The organism is Kitasatospora sp. NPDC087315 (assembly GCF_044744345.1).
GTDB lineage: Bacteria > Actinomycetota > Actinomycetes > Streptomycetales > Streptomycetaceae > Kitasatospora.
Genome location: NZ_JBIUYD010000005.1, coordinates 65319 through 80611, shown reverse-complemented (window position 1 = coordinate 80611; position 15293 = coordinate 65319). Strand labels below are relative to the sequence as shown.

The window sequence follows — 15293 nt, the reverse complement described above, 5'->3', positions numbered from 1 at the left end:
CGATGAGCAGCGCGGACATCCCCGACAGCCCCGACATCCCCGATGGCGCGGAGCCCCAGGACTCGCGAGACCCGCGAGACCCGCGCGAGGTCGTCGAGGCGGAGGCGGCCCGGCTGGCCGCCTCCGGCACCGGCGGGCCGGGGCCCTATCTGATCGGCGTGCGGCACCACGCGCCGTCGCTCAGTGCGGTGGTGCCCGCGCTGCTCGACGCCGTCCGGCCCGAGGCGGTGCTGGTCGAACTGCCCGCCGAGTTCCAGCCCTGGCTCGGCTGGCTGGCCGACGAGTCCACCCAGGCGCCCGTCGCCCTCGCCGCCGCCCCCGGCGGGCCCGAGGACGGCGCGGGCCCGGGGGAGGGCACCTCGGACCGTACCCCCGGGCTCGCCTTCTACCCGTTCGCGGACTTCTCGCCGGAGCTGGCGGCCCTGCGCTGGGCCCGTCGCAACGGTGTCGAGGCGATCGCCTGCGACCTGCCGCTCGCGCACCGGTCCGAGGGCCGGTCCGTGGGCCGTCCCGCCGGTCCGAGCCCCGACGGACCGGCCGCCGACACCGGCCCGGGCGTGGCCGACGCGCTGCGCCACCGGCTCACCGGGCGGGACGACGACGAGGACCTCTGGGACCGCCTGGTCGAGACCGCGGCCCCCGGCTCCACCCCGGAGGCCGTCCGGCGTGCCGCCCTGCTGGTCGGCTGGGCGATGCGCCGCGACGCCGAGCAGGGCGACGGCGTCGACCGGTACGACCTGCGGCGCGAGGCCTGGATGCGGGCGCGCATCCGGGCGGCCGCCGCGGACGGGCGCCGGGTGGCCGCCGTGGTCGGCGCCTTCCACGCGCCCGCGCTGCTCGATCCGTCGGCGGACACCGCCGGCGAGGCGTCCGGCGAGGCGTCCGACGGGGTGCCCGGGCCGGACGGCGGCCACGTCGTCTCGCTGATCCCCTACACCTACCCGCTGCTCGACGCCCGCTCCGGCTACCCGGCGGGCATCCGCGACCCCGAGTGGCAGCACACCGTCCTCGACGCGGGCGGGGACGCGGACCGGCTCGCCGACGCCCTCACCGGCACCGCCGTCCGGATCTGCGCCGCCCTGCGCACCCAGGACCACCCGTCGGGCCCGGCCGACGCCCGCGAGATCGTCCGGCTCGCCGGGGACCTCGCCCGGCTGCGCGGGCTCGCCGCCCCCGGCCGCGGCGAACTCGTCGAGGCCGTCCAGACCGTGCTCGCCCAGGGCGAACCCCTCGGCCGCGGCCGGGCCGTCGCCCGCGCGCTGGAACGCGTCCTGGTCGGCACCCGCACCGGGCGGCCCGCGCCCGCCGCCCCGCGCAGCGGCCTCGCCCCCGCAGTCGAGGTCCTGCTCGCCGACCTCGGCCTCCCCGGCCCCGCCGACTCCGGCGAGGCCGCCCCGCGCGAACTGCGCCTCGACCCGCTGCGCTCCCCCCTCGACCGCCGCCGAGAACTGCTCCTGCACCGCCTCGCCGCCTGCGGAGTCCCGTACGGCGAGCCGGTCGCCGGCACCGGCGCCGGAGGCACCGAGACCCTCGGCACCCGCTGGCAGGTCCGGTGGACCCCGGCCGTCGCCGCGATGCTGACGGTGGCGGGCACCCGCGGCGTCACCCCGGCCCAGGCCGCCGAGGGAGCCCTGCGCGAGCGGCTCCGCCGTGAGCGGCAGGCGGACGGCCCGACGGCCCGCGAGGTCGTCCAGGGCCTCGCCGACGCCGCCGCCTGCGGCCTGCCCGCGCTGGCCGACACCCGGCTCGCCCAGCTCACCGCCGTCCTCCCGGAGAGCGGGACGCTGCCCGAACTCCTCGACGGCCTCGCCCTCCTCGACCGCCTCACCGCCGGTCACATCCCGGGCCTCGCCGCCCCGGCGCCGCCGGGCGACGCGCAGGCGGCCGGGCCCGCCGAGGGCGCGCCGGGGACGGGCGCGGACCCGGGACCGCTCGCCGCCCCGGGCGTTCGTCCTGAGCCGGGTGCGCCCGCTTCACCCGTTTCGCCCGACGGTTCGGCGGGTGCCGGTGACCGCGCCGCCGCGCTGGCCGCCGCCGGCGGGCTGCTGACCGTCGCCGCCGTACGCCAGCTGGAAGGGCTGGGCGGCTCCGACGACCCCGCCGACGCGCGGGCCCTGGTGGAGCTGGCCCGTCGGGCCGACCAGTCCGGCGGCCTGCGACTCGGTCATGCGCTGGCCGAACTCGCCGTCGGGGGAAGCCCGTTGGTGCGGGGTGCGGCCGGTTCGGTGCGGGTGCTGCTCGGACAGGAACGGCCCACCGCCTTCGGCGACCGCGTCGCCTCCTGGGTGGACGGTGCCACCGAACCGGCCGCCCGGCACGTGCTCGGGCGGGCGCTGGTCGGGCTGCTCACCGCGGCGGAGGGGCTGTTCGCCTCCGCGCCCGAGGTGCTGGAACCGGTGCTGGAGCGCGTCACCAGCCTGCCCGACAGCGGGTTCCTGGACCGGCTGCCCGCCCTGCGGGGCGGCTTCGACACCCTCAGTCCGGCCGCCCGCGACCGGCTGCTGACCCTGGTCGAGGAGCGGCTCGGCACCCGGCTCCAGGCCCTGCCCGACACCGTCGCGCCCGCGCTGCTGGCCCGTTGGGCCCGCGCCGACCTGGCCGCCCGCACCGCCCTGGGCCGACGCGGCCTGTTCCCTCCGGCCGTCCCCGGGCCCTCCCCGGCGGCGGCCGGACCTGCCACACCGCCCCAGGCGGCGGGTCAGGCCACCTCGGGCCCGGCCGCGTCCGGCCACGACATCGCCGCCGACCCCGCCACCCATGCCCTCGCGCCCGCCGAGCGCTGGCGGCTGCTGCTCGGACGGCCCGGGAGCGGCGGCCTCGGCGGGCGGTCGGCCCGCCTCGCCACCGCACTCGACGAGCTGTACGGCACCGGCCGGGGCGAGGGTTCCGGCCCCGGGCTGGACGGGCGTGGCGGCGCCGGTGGCAGCCGGGGCGGCCGCGAGGCCCCGTACCCCGGGGTCCGGGAGTGGTCCGAGGAACTGGCCACGCTGTTCGGGCCCGGCATCCGCGAGGAGGTGCTCGCCGCGGCCGTCGCGCACGGCCGGACCGACGCGCTGGACGCGATCGACCCGGCCGCCGTCCGCCCGTCCGTCGACCTGCTCCGCACCGTCCTGGAGCACGCCGGGGGCCTGCCGGAGGCCCGGATCGCGAGGCTGCGCCCGCTGGTGCGGCGCCTGGTCGACGAGCTGACCCGGGAGCTGGCGACCAGGCTGCGCCCCGCCCTGACCGGGATCAGCGTGCCGCGCCCGAGCCGCCGGCCGGGCGGCGGCCTGGACCTGGACCGGACGATCCGGGCCAACCTCGCCACCGCCCGTCCGGCCCGGCCGGGCGTACCGGGCGGCGGCACGGTGATCGTCCCCGAGCGGCCGGTGTTCCGGACCAGGGCCCGCAAGGCAGCCGACTGGCGGCTGATCCTGGTCGTGGACGTCTCCGGGTCGATGGAGTCGTCCACGGTCTGGGCGGCGCTGACGGCCTCGATCCTGGCCGGGGTGCCGTCGCTGAGCACCCACTTCGTGGCCTTCTCCACCGAGATCGTCGACCTCACCGAGCGGGTCGAGGATCCGCTGAGCCTGCTCCTGGAGGTCCGGATCGGCGGGGGGACCAGCATCGCGACCGGGCTGAAGTACGCACGGGAGCTGGTGACGGTGCCGTCCCGCACACTCGTCGCGGTGATCAGCGACTTCGAGGAGGGCGGCCCGATCGGCGGGCTGCTCGCCCAGACCAGGGCCCTCGTCGACTCCGGCTGCCAGCTGCTCGGCTGCGCCGCGCTGGACGACACGGGGACGGCCCGCTATTCGAAGGCGGTCGCGAGCCAACTCGTCGCGGCCGGAATGCCCGTGGCGGCGCTCAGCCCGCTGGAACTGGCCCGCTGGGTGGGGGAGAAGGTCCGATGACGGAGCAGCAGAGCACGACGGAGCAGCAGGGCGTCACGGAACGGCAGGCCTGGCCCGCCGTGCGGCCGGAGGTGGTCGCCGAGGTGGTGGCCGGGCTGTCGGCCCGCCTGCAGAAGCGGTTGGACGGTGCGGCGGAGAAGCTGGCCGACCGGCCGGTGGAGCACTCCGGTGACGAGTGGCGGATCGCGGTGGACGAGGAGACGTCACTCGTCCTGCACGCGCCGGGAGGGGTGGTCGCCGACGCGGCCGACGTCCGCTGCGGCTGTCTGCTGGCACCCGCCTGTGTCCACCGCGCGGCGGCGGTCACGGTCTGCCGCCTGGCCGACCCCTCGACCGACCCCTCGGCCGAGACCGGTTCGGGGGAGACCGGTCCGGGCCCGGCCGAGGGGCCGGAGCGCGCGCCCGGGGAAGCCGCCGGAGACGCCCCGGGCCCGGAGGCCCCCCTCACCGCGCCCGAGCGGGCCGCCGTCCGCCACCTCCACCGGGCGGCGGCCGCCGTGCTGGCGGCCGGGGTGAGCGGGGCGGGCGCCGTCCTGCAGGCGGAGCTGCTGCGGGCCGCCCACCGGGCCCGGATCGCCGGGCTGTACCGGCCGGCCGCCGCCGCGGTGGCCGTGGTGACGCGGGTCCGCGCGGCCCGCTCGGGCGAGCCGGACCACCGGCTCGCCGACCTGGTCGCGGGCCTGCGCGAGGTGCTGGAGCTCACCGCCGCCCTGGTGGCCGGGGCGGGCCGGGTCGACGAACTGCGCGGCACCGCCCGCCAGGTGTACGGCGAGGTGGGCGGCCTGCGGCTGTACGGGCTGTTCGTCGAGCCGGTGCTGACGGCCACCCACGCGGGTGTGCTCAGTTGGGCGGTGGACGCGACCGGTCGGCTGAGCACCCTCGCGGAGATCATGCCGCACGACGACGCGACGACGGCCGCCCCGCACGCCGTCGGGGCCGGGAACCGGGCGGTGCGGCTGGGGGACGCCTCGCTCGGCCACCGGGAGTTCAGCCGCTCCGGGCTGGCGGTCCAGGGGGCGACCAGGTCGGCCGCCGGACGGCTGGGCGCGGGCGCCTCCGTCCGGGCGGTCCGCGCGGCGGGGGCGGCGTGGACGGCGGAGCCGTCGGCCGCGCTCTGGGCCGAGCCGCCGGCCGCGCAGGTGGAGCGGGCCCTGTCGGCGGCGGCGCTGCCGTACGAGAGCCGGCCGGCCGGGAGCGACCTGCTGTTCCTGGACGTGACGCTGCTGGGCGCCGCCCCGTACGGACCGGGCGGCGGGGCGCAGTTGCTCGCCGACTGCGACGGGCTGGTGATCGCCCTGCGCGCGGCACACGACCACCCGGGCCTGGCCTACCGGGGCAATCTGGCCCTGCTGGCCACGGCCCCGGGCCTGCGCCTGCGGGTGATCGGACGGCTGGAGCGCGCGGCCCGTCCGGAGCTGCGGCTGCTGGCGATCGGCGTGCCGCCCGGCGAGCCGGGGCCGCAGTCGCCCGTGCTGGCCCTGCCCGCCGACCGGGCGGGCCGGGTCAACCTCGGCCTGGAGCGGATGCAGACCGCCGACCTCACCCCGGCAGCCCCGCCTGCCGCCGCCCCGCCCGCCACGGCTGCCACGGTCGCCGCCCCGGAGGGCCCGGCCCCGGACGCCCCCGTGCACCTGCTCACCCGCCGGGTCGAGCAGGCCGTCACCGGCGGGCGGCTCGGGCTGGCGTTCGGCGCGGGGTCGGCGGGCACCGACCAGGCACAGCTGCGGTCGGCGGGCCTGGCCACGGGGGCGGCCCTGCTGGACGGGCTGCGCGCGGCGGCGGGGGACCAGCCCCGGGATGTCTTCGGCCGGGTCGTGGCGGATGACCACGACGCGTTCACCGGTGCCTGGCTGGCGGCGGCCTGTTACGGCGAGGAGCTGGCCTCGGCGCTCTGCGCGGGCGCCTGGGTCCCGGACCAGGGCCGGCACGAGGGGGCCGAGGCCGAGGCGCCGGGAAAAGTATTTGCAAAAGCAGGTAATCCGCGCTAAATGGCATACTTGGCGGACAGGAAGCGTTCAGAGGCCGTAGGACGGCCGGGGCCGGGAGACGGAACCGGACGACGGAACCTGGACCGGGAACAGACGGGAACAGAGAGGCGAGCCATGGGTATCCACGACGATGCCGCCGAGATCCGCGCCTGCGGCTGGCGTACGCTCGCCGCGCTGCACGGTCTGATCGACGCCGCGCTGGAGAAGGCGCTCCAGGCGGAGCACCAGCTCTCGGTGGTCGAGTACACCGTGCTGGAGGCGCTCTCCCGGCAGGACGGCTGGCACATGCGGATGCAGCAGCTGGCCCGCGCGGCCGCGCTGAGCAGCAGCGCGACCACCCGCCTGGTGACCAGGCTGGAGGACCGCGGCCTGCTCAGCCGCTACCTCTGCATGGACGACCGGCGCGGCATCTACACCGAGCTGACCCCGCAGGGCCGCCAACTGCTGGCAGCCGCCCGCCCGGTCCACGAGGCCACGCTGGAGGCCACTTTGGCCAAGGCCACCGAGATCCCGGAGCTGGCCCCGCTGGTCCGTGCCCTGGGCGAACTGGAGCCCGCCGCCCGGGCCGCCCCGACCGCGGTCTGATCGTCCCGGGGGCTGTCCCGGCCGGGGGGCAGCCCAGATCGTGGTCGGGGCGGTCCTCAGCGCCGCCCGGCGAGGGCGTCCCGGTGCACCCGGTCGAGGAGGGCGAGCAGCAACTCCTTGCTGGAGGCCCGCTCGCGGACGTCGCAGAGCACGACCGGCACGGTCGCGTCCAGGTCGAGGGCGCGGCGGACGTCCTCGGGCGCGCAGTCGCGGCGGCCGTGGAAGCAGTTGACCCCTATGGCGAACGGGATGCCGCGCTGCTCGAAGAAGTCCACGGCGGCGAAGCTGGATTCGAGCCGCCGGGTGTCGGCCAGCACGATCGCGCCGAGCGCGCCCAGGGCGAGGTCGTCCCACATGAACCAGAACCGGAACTGGCCCGGCGTGCCGAAGAGATAGAGCACCAGGTCCTCGCGGATGGTGATCCGGCCGAAGTCCATCGCCACGGTGGTGGTGGACTTGCCCTGGACACCGTCGAGGCTGTCGACCCCGATGCTGGCGCGGGTCATCCGCTCCTCGGTCTGCAGCGGTTCGATCTCGCTGACCGAGCCGACCATGGTGGTCTTGCCGACGCCGAAGCCACCGGCGACAAGGATCTTGACCGCGCCCGGCACCAGGCTCTGGGACGTCAATTCGGGTCTCCTGAAAGAGAACTGAAGGTAAGAAGAGAACGGCCACCGGCGTGCGGCGACGGCCGTGAGGGGCCGAGCAGGGCGGGGCCGCCGGTCAGAGCCGGCGGACGCCCTCGATCACGGCCTGGATCAGCGAGAGGTCCGGTGCCTCGGCGAGCTGGACCGGCGCCCGGGTGAGGATCAGCCGCGCCTCGGCCAGATCGTCCAGCAGCACCTTGACGACGCTCACCGGCAGGTCGAGGCTGGCCGCGATCTCGGCCACGGCCAGCGGGCGTTCGCGGCACAGGTCGATGATCGCGGCCGGCTCCGGCGTCAGCCGGGCGGTGTCCGTGAGCGGGTCCGCGGTGACCACCAGGGTGATCAGTGCGAAGCCGTCACGGACCGGGCCGGTCCGCCCGTTGGTGATGGCGTAGGGGCGGACCAGATGGCCGGCGTCCTTGTCGAAGAACCAGGCCTCCTCGGCGCCGGCGGTCACGCACCGCCGCCCGCGCCGACCTGGCCGGCGTCGCTGCGCGGCGCCGCGGTGAGGTACTGGCCGACCTGCTTGACCAGCACGTTGATCTCGTACGCCATCAGGCCCGCGTCGACCAGTTCGCTGGTGAGGACGGCGAGCCGGGCACCCTGCCCGGCGGTGGTGACGAACAGGAACAGCTGGTCCATCTCGATCACCGTCTGCCGGACCCGGCCGCCGTTGAAGCGGTGGCCGGCGCCGCGGGCGAGGCTCTGCAGGCCGGAGGCGACGGCCGACAGGTGTTCGGCATCGGCGCGGTCCAGGCCCTGGGAGAGGCCGACCAGCAGGCCGTCCTCGGAGAGGACGATGGCGTGCCGGGTCTCGGGTACCCGGGCCACCAGCTGGTCCAGCAGCCAGTTGAGGTCGCGCGGGGTTTCGGTGTGCTGCGTCATCACTGCTCGTCCTTAGCTGCGGAAGGTGCGGCCGGTGCGGGGGGAGCGGCCGGTGCGTCCGAGTCGGGGGCCGCCGCACGGGCGGTTCGGGTGCCGCGCTGGATGGCGGCCATGGTGGCGCGGGACCGCTGCGGGGAGAGGTCCTCGGCCGAGCCGCCGGGAGCCGGAGCCGGGGTGCCGTACGGACCGGCCGTTGGTGCGGCCGGGGCGACGGCCGGCGGCGGCGGCATGGCGCCGGGCGCGTTGGCCTCGCGCAGCTGCTCGGCGAGGCTGGCGTTGCGCACCCGCTGCGGCAGGATGCGCGGGGTACGCAGCTCGCCGTCCGGGCCGTGCTCCACGGGGGCCTCCGGGGCACGCCGGTGGCTGGGCGTGCGACGGTCGGCGGGGTGGCTCGTCGGCAGGTCGTCGTGCCGGCCGTCCGGCGGAGGGCCGCCGGGGAGGCCGGCCGCCGGCTCGTCGGTCAGGCCGTCGTACGGCCGGGGCAGCACGGGCCGGGGCACGACCACGGCGCCGGGCAGCCCGGGGATCGGGGAGCCCACCGGCAGACCGCCGTTGGCGGGCTCCCCGTCGGCCCGTCCGCTGTCGATGGGGTACTGGGCCAGAAGTTCTCCGATGATCACACTGCTGTCGCCGTCACCGGACGCCTGACGCGGTGCCCGACCCGGCGCATGGCCGGACGCATGACCGGACGCATGACCGGACTCCCGACCCGACGCATGAGCGGGCACCTGCCCGGGAGCCTGGCCCGGCTGGTTCGGGCCGGCGCCCGGCGCCGCGCCCGGCCCGTTGCCCAGCAGCCCGCCGAGTACCCCGGCCAGCGCGCCCGACAGTTCGGCGTGGGCCTCCTCCGCCGACCCGCCGTCCGCGGCCTCCTCCGGCACCGGTGTCCGGGTGACCCGGGCGCCGGTCGGCAGGCCGGGCACCGACGCCGACTGCTCCGCCTGCTCCAGCAGGACGGCGGGCACGAGCACCACGGCCCGGGTGCCGCCGTAGGGGGAGGGGCGCAGCGTGACCTGGATGTCGTGCCGGGCGGCGAGCCGCGCCACCACGAAGAGGCCGAGCCGCAGGTCGTCGCCGAGCGCGGAGACGTCCAGCTCGGGCGGGTTGGCCAGGTAGTCGTTGAGCCGCTCGTACTCCTCCTCGCTCATGCCGAGGCCGCGGTCCTCGACCTCGACGGCCAGGCCCTTGGGGACCTCCTGCGCGGAGACCTGCACCTGGGTGTACGGCGGGGAGAAGGTGGTGCCGTTCTCGATCAGCTCGGCGATCAGGTGGATGACGTCGGCGACGGCCTGCCCGCTGAGCGAGGCGCGCGGCACGCCCTGGACGACCACCCGGGCGTAGTTCTCGGTCTCCGAGACGGCGCTGCGCAGCACGTTGACCATCGGCACGGCGTTGCGCCAGCGCCGGGCGGGCAGGGCGCCGCCGAGGATGACCAGGTTCTCGGCGTTGCGGCGCATCCGGGTCGCCAGGTGGTCGACCGCGAACAGCTCGCGCAGCAGCTCCGGTTCCTCGTGCTCGCGCTCCAGTGCGTCCAGCATGCTGATCTGGCGGTGGATCAGGATCTGGGTGCGGCGGGCGATGTTGAGGAAGACCTTCTTCGTCCCCTCGCGGCCCTGGGCCTGGTGGACGATGGCGGCGACGGCGGCCTGCCGGACGGCGGCGAGGCCGTCGGCGGTCTGCTGGACCTCGTCGCCGGAGCGTCGGGGCGGGGCCCAGGCGGGCGGCGACGGGACGGACTCGCCGGCCTGGAGCCGACCGACCACCTCGGGGATCTCGTGCCGGGCCAGTGCGAGGGTGTCGGTGCGCAGGTCCGCCAGCCGGCCGGACAGGGCCAGGGCGACCCGCACGCCGTGGACCAGGCTCCAGAGCAGGACGACGGCGACGGCCGCGCTGACGGCCAGCAGGGGCGTGCGGTGTCCGGCGCCGCGCAGCAGGAAGGCCGCATAGCCCCAGGCGGCGGCCAGGCCCAGGCAGGGGACCAGCGCGAGGGCGAGGAGCGAGCTGCGGAGGGAGCCGGACCGGCCGGCGCGGTGGCCCGTGCGGGGGGCCGATATGCCTGGCATCTGATTCCTTGTTGCAGGGCCGAACGGTGGGGTGGCCCGTGCGCGGTCCGGCCGGGGCTTCAGGGCGCCACGGCCGGGGTTGCCGGACGGACTGACGCGGTGTCACCGTCCGTGCGGGGTGCAGCACGGCCCGCCGACTGCAGGAACGCTACCAGCCCCAGGTGCCCTGATCGCAACATCAACTGACGATATGTGAACGGGTGGTGACGGGGCCGGATGCCCCTCCGGAGACCGCCGGATGGCGGATCGTCACAGGTCGGAAAGGGTTTCGGGAACGCCGACGGCTTTCCGGAGGCCGCGGCCGGTCTCCGGAAAGCCGCCAGGAACAGGTCAATCGCCGGTGCGTCGCCGGCGCGACCCCCGTACGTCGACGCCGACGCCCGGCCGGACCGGGCCCGTTCAGCCCGCCAGCGGCATGTGCAGCACGGAGGCCTCCAGCTCCATCGTGCGCTCGGCGTCGCTCTCCACCTCCGCCTCGTGCTGGGCCAGTTCGGTCCAGGCCCAGCTGGCCGGGCCGGACAGCTCGGCCGACCACTGCTTGCCGTAGGTGCCCGCGGCGACCTGGCCGAGCCGAAGCCGCTGGACGTCCGAGGTGCCGGCCGGCGGGTAGACGTGGGTGGCGTCGCGCAGGTAGCGCTCGATGTGGAACTCGGCCTGGAGGCCCCGGGCGGCGTGGATCTCCATCGCGTTGCGTGCGGAGTCCAGCGCGTACTCGGTGTTGATCAGCTTGGCGTTCATCAGCTCGGCGTCGCAGGCCTTGCCGTGGTCCAGCAGGTGCGAGGCGTGGTACGCGGAGAGCTTGGCGGTCATCAGCCGGGACTGCATCTCGCCCAGCTTCAGTGCGATGTTGGGCAGTTGGGAGAGCGGCTTGCCGTAGAGCGCGCGACCCTCGGCGAAGCGCACCGTGTCCTCGACGATCGCCCGGTGGATGCCGAGCGCGACGGCGGCCAGGTTCAGCCGCCCGTACAGCGTGGAGGAGGAGTAGGCGACGTCCAGGCCCTGGCTCTCCTCGCCCAGCCGGTTGGCGGCGGGGATCCGGCAGTCCTCGAAGACGAGTTCGCCGAAGCTGAAGCCGTGCAGTCCGCTCTGCGAGCCGAGGGTGCCGGGCCGGAAACCCGGGCGGTCGCTCTCCACCAGGAACGCGGAGAGCCCCCGGCTGCCCTCGCCGGTGCGCAGCACCACGCCGTGCACGTCGCCGATGTGCGAGTTGCCGACGAACCACTTGCGGCCGTTGAGCACGTACTCGTCGCCCTCGCGCCGCGCGGTGCCGGACATGCCGAGCACATGGCCGCCCGACTCGGGCTCGGTGACGGCGATGGTCGGCAGCGACTCCCCGGAGGCGAACCGCGGCAGCCAGTGGCGCCGTTGGGCGTCGGAGCCGTAGTGGATGACCTTGGCGACTCCGAGCTGCGAGGCCTGTGCCATCGCGCCCATCGCGCCGCTGACCCGGGAGAGCTCCTCGACGATCACGGTTTTGGCGAGGTGGCCGAGACCGAGTCCGCCGAACTCGCGCGGAATGGTGACGCCGATCCAGCCGCGGCGGGCGATCTCCCGGGAGAGCTCGAACTCCACTCCGCGGTCGGCTTCCATTCTGGCCACCTGCGGACGTACTTCCTTCTCCGCGAACTCCCGGACCTCGGCTCGGAGGCTCTCGTGCCGCTCGTCGGTGAAGTAGTCCATAGCCATGGGTGGGTCCTCTCGGTCAGCGGGTGGTTGTGCCTCCGTCCGTGCTGCCGATTCCGCTCGTCCGCCAATGGACGTGGGGGCGGGGTGCTGGCGGCCGGGTGTCCTGTTGCAGCCGGGCGCGTGCGGAAGTTCGGGCGGCATCCGGGGGACGCCATCCGTGTTTTCGGCAGGGCTCATTGTCGTATGGGGACCCGGGTGCCTCCACAGTTGACCTTCGATTGGCGTGAATCGTTTCAACCGAACACCGGGAGGATTGGAACGCAGGGGGGCGGGGAAATGGTCCTTCTTCACTTCGCGACCTGCCCAAGCCGCCGTCCACATGCGGCTTTGACTGTTCATCAGCACGGCCGAACCGGAGAGCCGGGAGCGCGGATCGTGTCGGATGTCTGATTACATGTGCGCCATGACTGATGTGATGAGCACTCAAGGCCAGTTCCCGGGTGCCGCCGGTGAGTCCGAGCGGACCCGCAGGCTGCGCAGCCTGGGTCTCAACGAACCGACCGCGGACGAGGCCTTCGACCGCTTCGCTCACCTGGCCGCCAGCATCACCCGCGCCCCAATCGCGATGGTCAACTTCATCAACGACGAGCGCCAGATGTTCCGTGGGCTCTACATTCCGCCAAGTTCGGCCGAGGTCGCACCCGAAGGATCCTCCTGGGCCGACCGAGGCATCGCCTTCGACCTGCCGACCCGTCAGATGCCGATGAGCCACGGCTTCTGCCCCCACGTCGTCGCCCAGCGCTCCCCCCTCGCGCTGGACGACATCCTCGCCTACCCCCGGTTCGCCGGAAACCCGGTCGTGGACGAGCTGGGCGTGCGCGCCTACCTCGGCGCCCCGCTCGTCGACGACACCAACACCGTCATCGGCACCGTCTGCGTGCTCGACCACGAACCCCGCCAGTGGGGCCGCGAGCGGCTGCGCGACATCCAGCACCTCGCCGAGGCCCTGCTCTCCGAGATCCGGCTGCGCGACAACCTGCTCGCCCAGCAGCAGGAGATGTTCGCGGCCTTCGACGGCTCACCGTTCCCGATCATCCTCACCGACGGCCCCGGCCAGGAGATCCGCTACGCCAACGCCCAGCACGCCGACACCTTCGGCGCCCCCGCGGCGTACGGCTCGGTCGGCCAGGCCTACCCGCAGCTCGGCGCGGCCGGCCTGCAGCAGGCCGTCGCCGAGGCCTACCGCACCGGACGGACCACCGTCCTGAACGACGTCCGGATCCAGTCCGCCCGGCCGGACGCCCAGCGGGGCCAGCAGATCTTCAGCTTCACCTGCACCCCGCTGCGGGCCGCGCGCACCGGCCAGGTCAACGGTGTCCTCACCGTGGGCATGGACGTCACCGCGCAGTCCCGCACGGAGGAGGAGCTGGGCACGCTCGCCGCGCTGCTGGTCGACCGGCTCCAGCAGAACGGCGCCACCACCGGCCGTCCGGGCGTCGCCGCCGGGGAGACCGGACTCGTCCTGCCGGGCTGAGCCCTGACCGACCACCGTGGCGACGGACCGGCGACCACCCGGCCGACCACCGCCGCTCCCACCGCAGTTACCGCCGACACCGTGGCGGGGAGCCTCTCACCCCCGAGGAGAGGCTCCCCGCCACTTCGCCGTCCGGGCGGGGGCCGTGTTTTCCGGCCACACTGCCCCCGGTCACGCCGCTGTCCTGCCACGCCGCCGCCCCGGCATCCCGCCGCCCGGCCGGCCTGCCGCCGGGCCCGCCGGTTCACCCGACCGGGCCCAGGCGGGTGAACCGGCGGAGCAGGCAGCCCCGGGCACGCCCCGCGCGCGGCCCGCCGATGGTAGGCATGGGCCGCATGGAGTGGTTCGCCGCACCCGAGTACTGGCTCAGCAGGCTGCTCCTGCAACGGATGCTGGCCGCCCTCTACCTGATCGGCTTCCTGGGCGCCGCCGCCCAGTTCCGGGCCCTGATCGGCGCGGACGGCATGCTGCCGGTGCCGCGCTTCACCGCCCGGGTGCCGTTCCGGCAGGCGCCCGGCCTCTTCCACCTCCACTACAGCGACCGCTTCTTCGCCGCCGTCTCCTGGACCGGAGCCGCCCTCGCCGCCGCCCTGGCCGGCGGACTGGGGGACGCCGTCCCGCTCTGGGCGACGGTGCCGCTCTGGGCGGTGCTCTGGCTGCTCTACCTGTCGATCGTCAACGTCGGACAGACCTGGTACTCCTTCGGCTGGGAGTCCCTGCTGCTGGAGGCCGGCTTCCTCGGCGCCTTCCTCGGCAACGAGGACACCGCCCCGCCCCTCCCGGTGCTCTGGCTGATGCGCTGGCTGCTCTTCCGGGTCGAGTTCGGCGCAGGCCTGATCAAACTGCGCGGCGACCGCTGCTGGCGCGACCTCACCTGCCTCCGGTACCACCACGAGACCCAGCCGATGCCCGGCCCGTTCAGCTGGTTCTTCCACCACCTGCCGGCCCCGCTGCACCGCGTCGAGGCCGCCGCCAACCACCTCACCCAGCTCGTCGTCCCGGTCGGCCTCTTCCTCCCGCAGCCGATCGCCACCTACGCGGCCTGCCTCGTCGTCCTCACCCAGCTGTGGCTGGTCGCCTCCGGCAACTTCGCCTGGCTCAACTGGCTGACCATCACCCTCGCCCTCGCCGCCGTCGACCCGCACCGGCTCGGCCTCCCGGCCCGGCCCGGCCCGTACGGCGCCGCACCCGGCTGGTACGAGGGCCTGGTGATCGCGCTGACCGCCGCCGTCGCGGTCCTCAGCTACTGGCCGGTGCGGAACATGGTCTCCCGCCGCCAGATCATGAACCGCTCCTTCAACCGCCTGCACCTGGTCAACACCTACGGCGCCTTCGGCAGCATCAACCGGATCCGCCAGGAGGTGGTGGTCGAGGGCACCGACGAACCGGTCGTCACCCGGCACACGGTGTGGCAGGAGTACGGCTTCAAGGGCAAACCCGGCGACGTGCGCCGCCTCCCACGCCAGTACGCCCCCTACCACCTCCGGCTGGACTGGCTGATGTGGTTCGCCGGGATCTCGCCCGCCTACGCCCGGCCCTGGTTCCTGCCGTTCGTCGCCCGCCTGCTGGTCAACGACCCCGCCACGCTGCGCCTGCTGCGCCACAACCCCTTCCCCGGCGCCCCACCGACCCACGTCCGGGCGACCCTGTATCTCTACCGGTTCACCGATTGGCGCGAACTGCGCGAAACCGGCGCGTGGTGGCACCGGACGGCGCTGCACGAATACCTCGCGCCCGTCAGCCTGGGCATCCTCACCCGTTCCGGCTACCGCCCGCCGCTCGGACGGCGGATCCGCACCGTGCCGGTGGACCGGTTGCGGCGGCCGGGCGGCCACTCGCCCGGCCCAGCGCCGCACCACCCGCCCGGCCCTCCCGAGTAGCGGCCACGCGGGCGGTATGGCACGCCACACCCGACCGTGGGGCGGTGGGTGCGTGCAAGGCTCGAACGGGCACCCGTATTCTGGGCCTCCACAACCGGCGGCCCGACCGCGCGCCCCCAGCCCCTCCCGTCGGGGCCCCGTGCGCACCCGGTCCGCCTCCCCTCGCCGCCAGCCCCGCCGCAGTCGCCCAGA

General features: G+C 75.4%; 10 protein-coding genes. 5 read left to right on the top strand and 5 right to left on the bottom strand.

The genetic code is table 11. The annotated features are described in order from the left end of the window. The first annotated feature begins 2 nt into the window (after positions 1-2). The 3 genes from ACIO5D_RS09105 (at position 3) to ACIO5D_RS09095 (ending at position 6466) form a co-directional block, all read left to right on the top strand. A complete protein-coding gene (locus ACIO5D_RS09105; RefSeq protein ID WP_400794460.1) occupies positions 3-3893 on the top strand; it encodes a DUF5682 family protein in 3891 nt (1296 codons plus the stop codon). Then, positions 3890-5881 carry a hypothetical protein gene (locus ACIO5D_RS09100; protein ID WP_400794458.1) on the top strand — a complete coding sequence of 664 codons (1992 nt, stop codon included), beginning with the start codon at positions 3890-3892 and terminating at the stop codon, positions 5879-5881. The genes ACIO5D_RS09105 and ACIO5D_RS09100 overlap by 4 nt, the downstream gene beginning before the upstream one ends. A 114-nt stretch (positions 5882-5995) precedes the next feature. Next, a complete protein-coding gene (locus tag ACIO5D_RS09095; protein ID WP_363604520.1) occupies positions 5996-6466 on the top strand; it encodes a MarR family transcriptional regulator in 471 nt (156 codons plus the stop codon). 56 nt (positions 6467-6522) lie between these two features. Here the strand turns inward: ACIO5D_RS09095 and ACIO5D_RS09090 are convergent, their stop codons facing one another. From ACIO5D_RS09090 to ACIO5D_RS09070, 5 genes are all read right to left on the bottom strand, one after another. Further along, complete coding sequence (locus ACIO5D_RS09090) at positions 6523-7095, bottom strand: ATP/GTP-binding protein (protein WP_363604522.1); 573 nt, start codon at positions 7093-7095, stop codon at positions 6523-6525. Between the two features lie 94 nt (positions 7096-7189). Next, positions 7190-7570 (bottom strand): DUF742 domain-containing protein, encoded by a 381-nt coding sequence (locus tag ACIO5D_RS09085; RefSeq protein WP_363604523.1) that lies wholly within the window; start codon positions 7568-7570, stop codon positions 7190-7192. After that, the gene (locus ACIO5D_RS09080) at positions 7567-7998 is read right to left on the bottom strand and encodes a roadblock/LC7 domain-containing protein (RefSeq protein WP_400649864.1); all 432 of its coding nucleotides are present in this window, start codon (positions 7996-7998) and stop codon (positions 7567-7569) included. Before ACIO5D_RS09080 ends, ACIO5D_RS09085 begins: the two co-directional genes overlap by 4 nt. Then, a complete protein-coding gene (locus ACIO5D_RS09075; RefSeq protein WP_400794456.1) occupies positions 7998-10061 on the bottom strand; it encodes a sensor histidine kinase in 2064 nt (687 codons plus the stop codon). Before ACIO5D_RS09075 ends, ACIO5D_RS09080 begins: the two co-directional genes overlap by 1 nt. Positions 10062-10460: 399 nt before the next feature. After that, a complete protein-coding gene (locus ACIO5D_RS09070) occupies positions 10461-11741 on the bottom strand; it encodes an acyl-CoA dehydrogenase family protein (RefSeq protein ID WP_363604611.1) in 1281 nt (426 codons plus the stop codon). 421 nt (positions 11742-12162) lie between these two features. On the opposite strand from ACIO5D_RS09070, the gene ACIO5D_RS09065 reads away from it, so the two are divergent. Both ACIO5D_RS09065 and ACIO5D_RS09060 read left to right on the top strand, forming a co-directional pair. Further along, positions 12163-13221 carry a GAF domain-containing protein gene (locus ACIO5D_RS09065; protein ID WP_363604527.1) on the top strand — a complete coding sequence of 353 codons (1059 nt, stop codon included), beginning with the start codon at positions 12163-12165 and terminating at the stop codon, positions 13219-13221. Between the two features lie 335 nt (positions 13222-13556). Beyond that, positions 13557-15101: a lipase maturation factor family protein gene (locus ACIO5D_RS09060; protein WP_400794689.1), complete on the top strand. Its 1545-nt coding sequence runs from the start codon at positions 13557-13559 to the stop codon at positions 15099-15101. Positions 15102-15293: the final 192 nt, after the last annotated feature.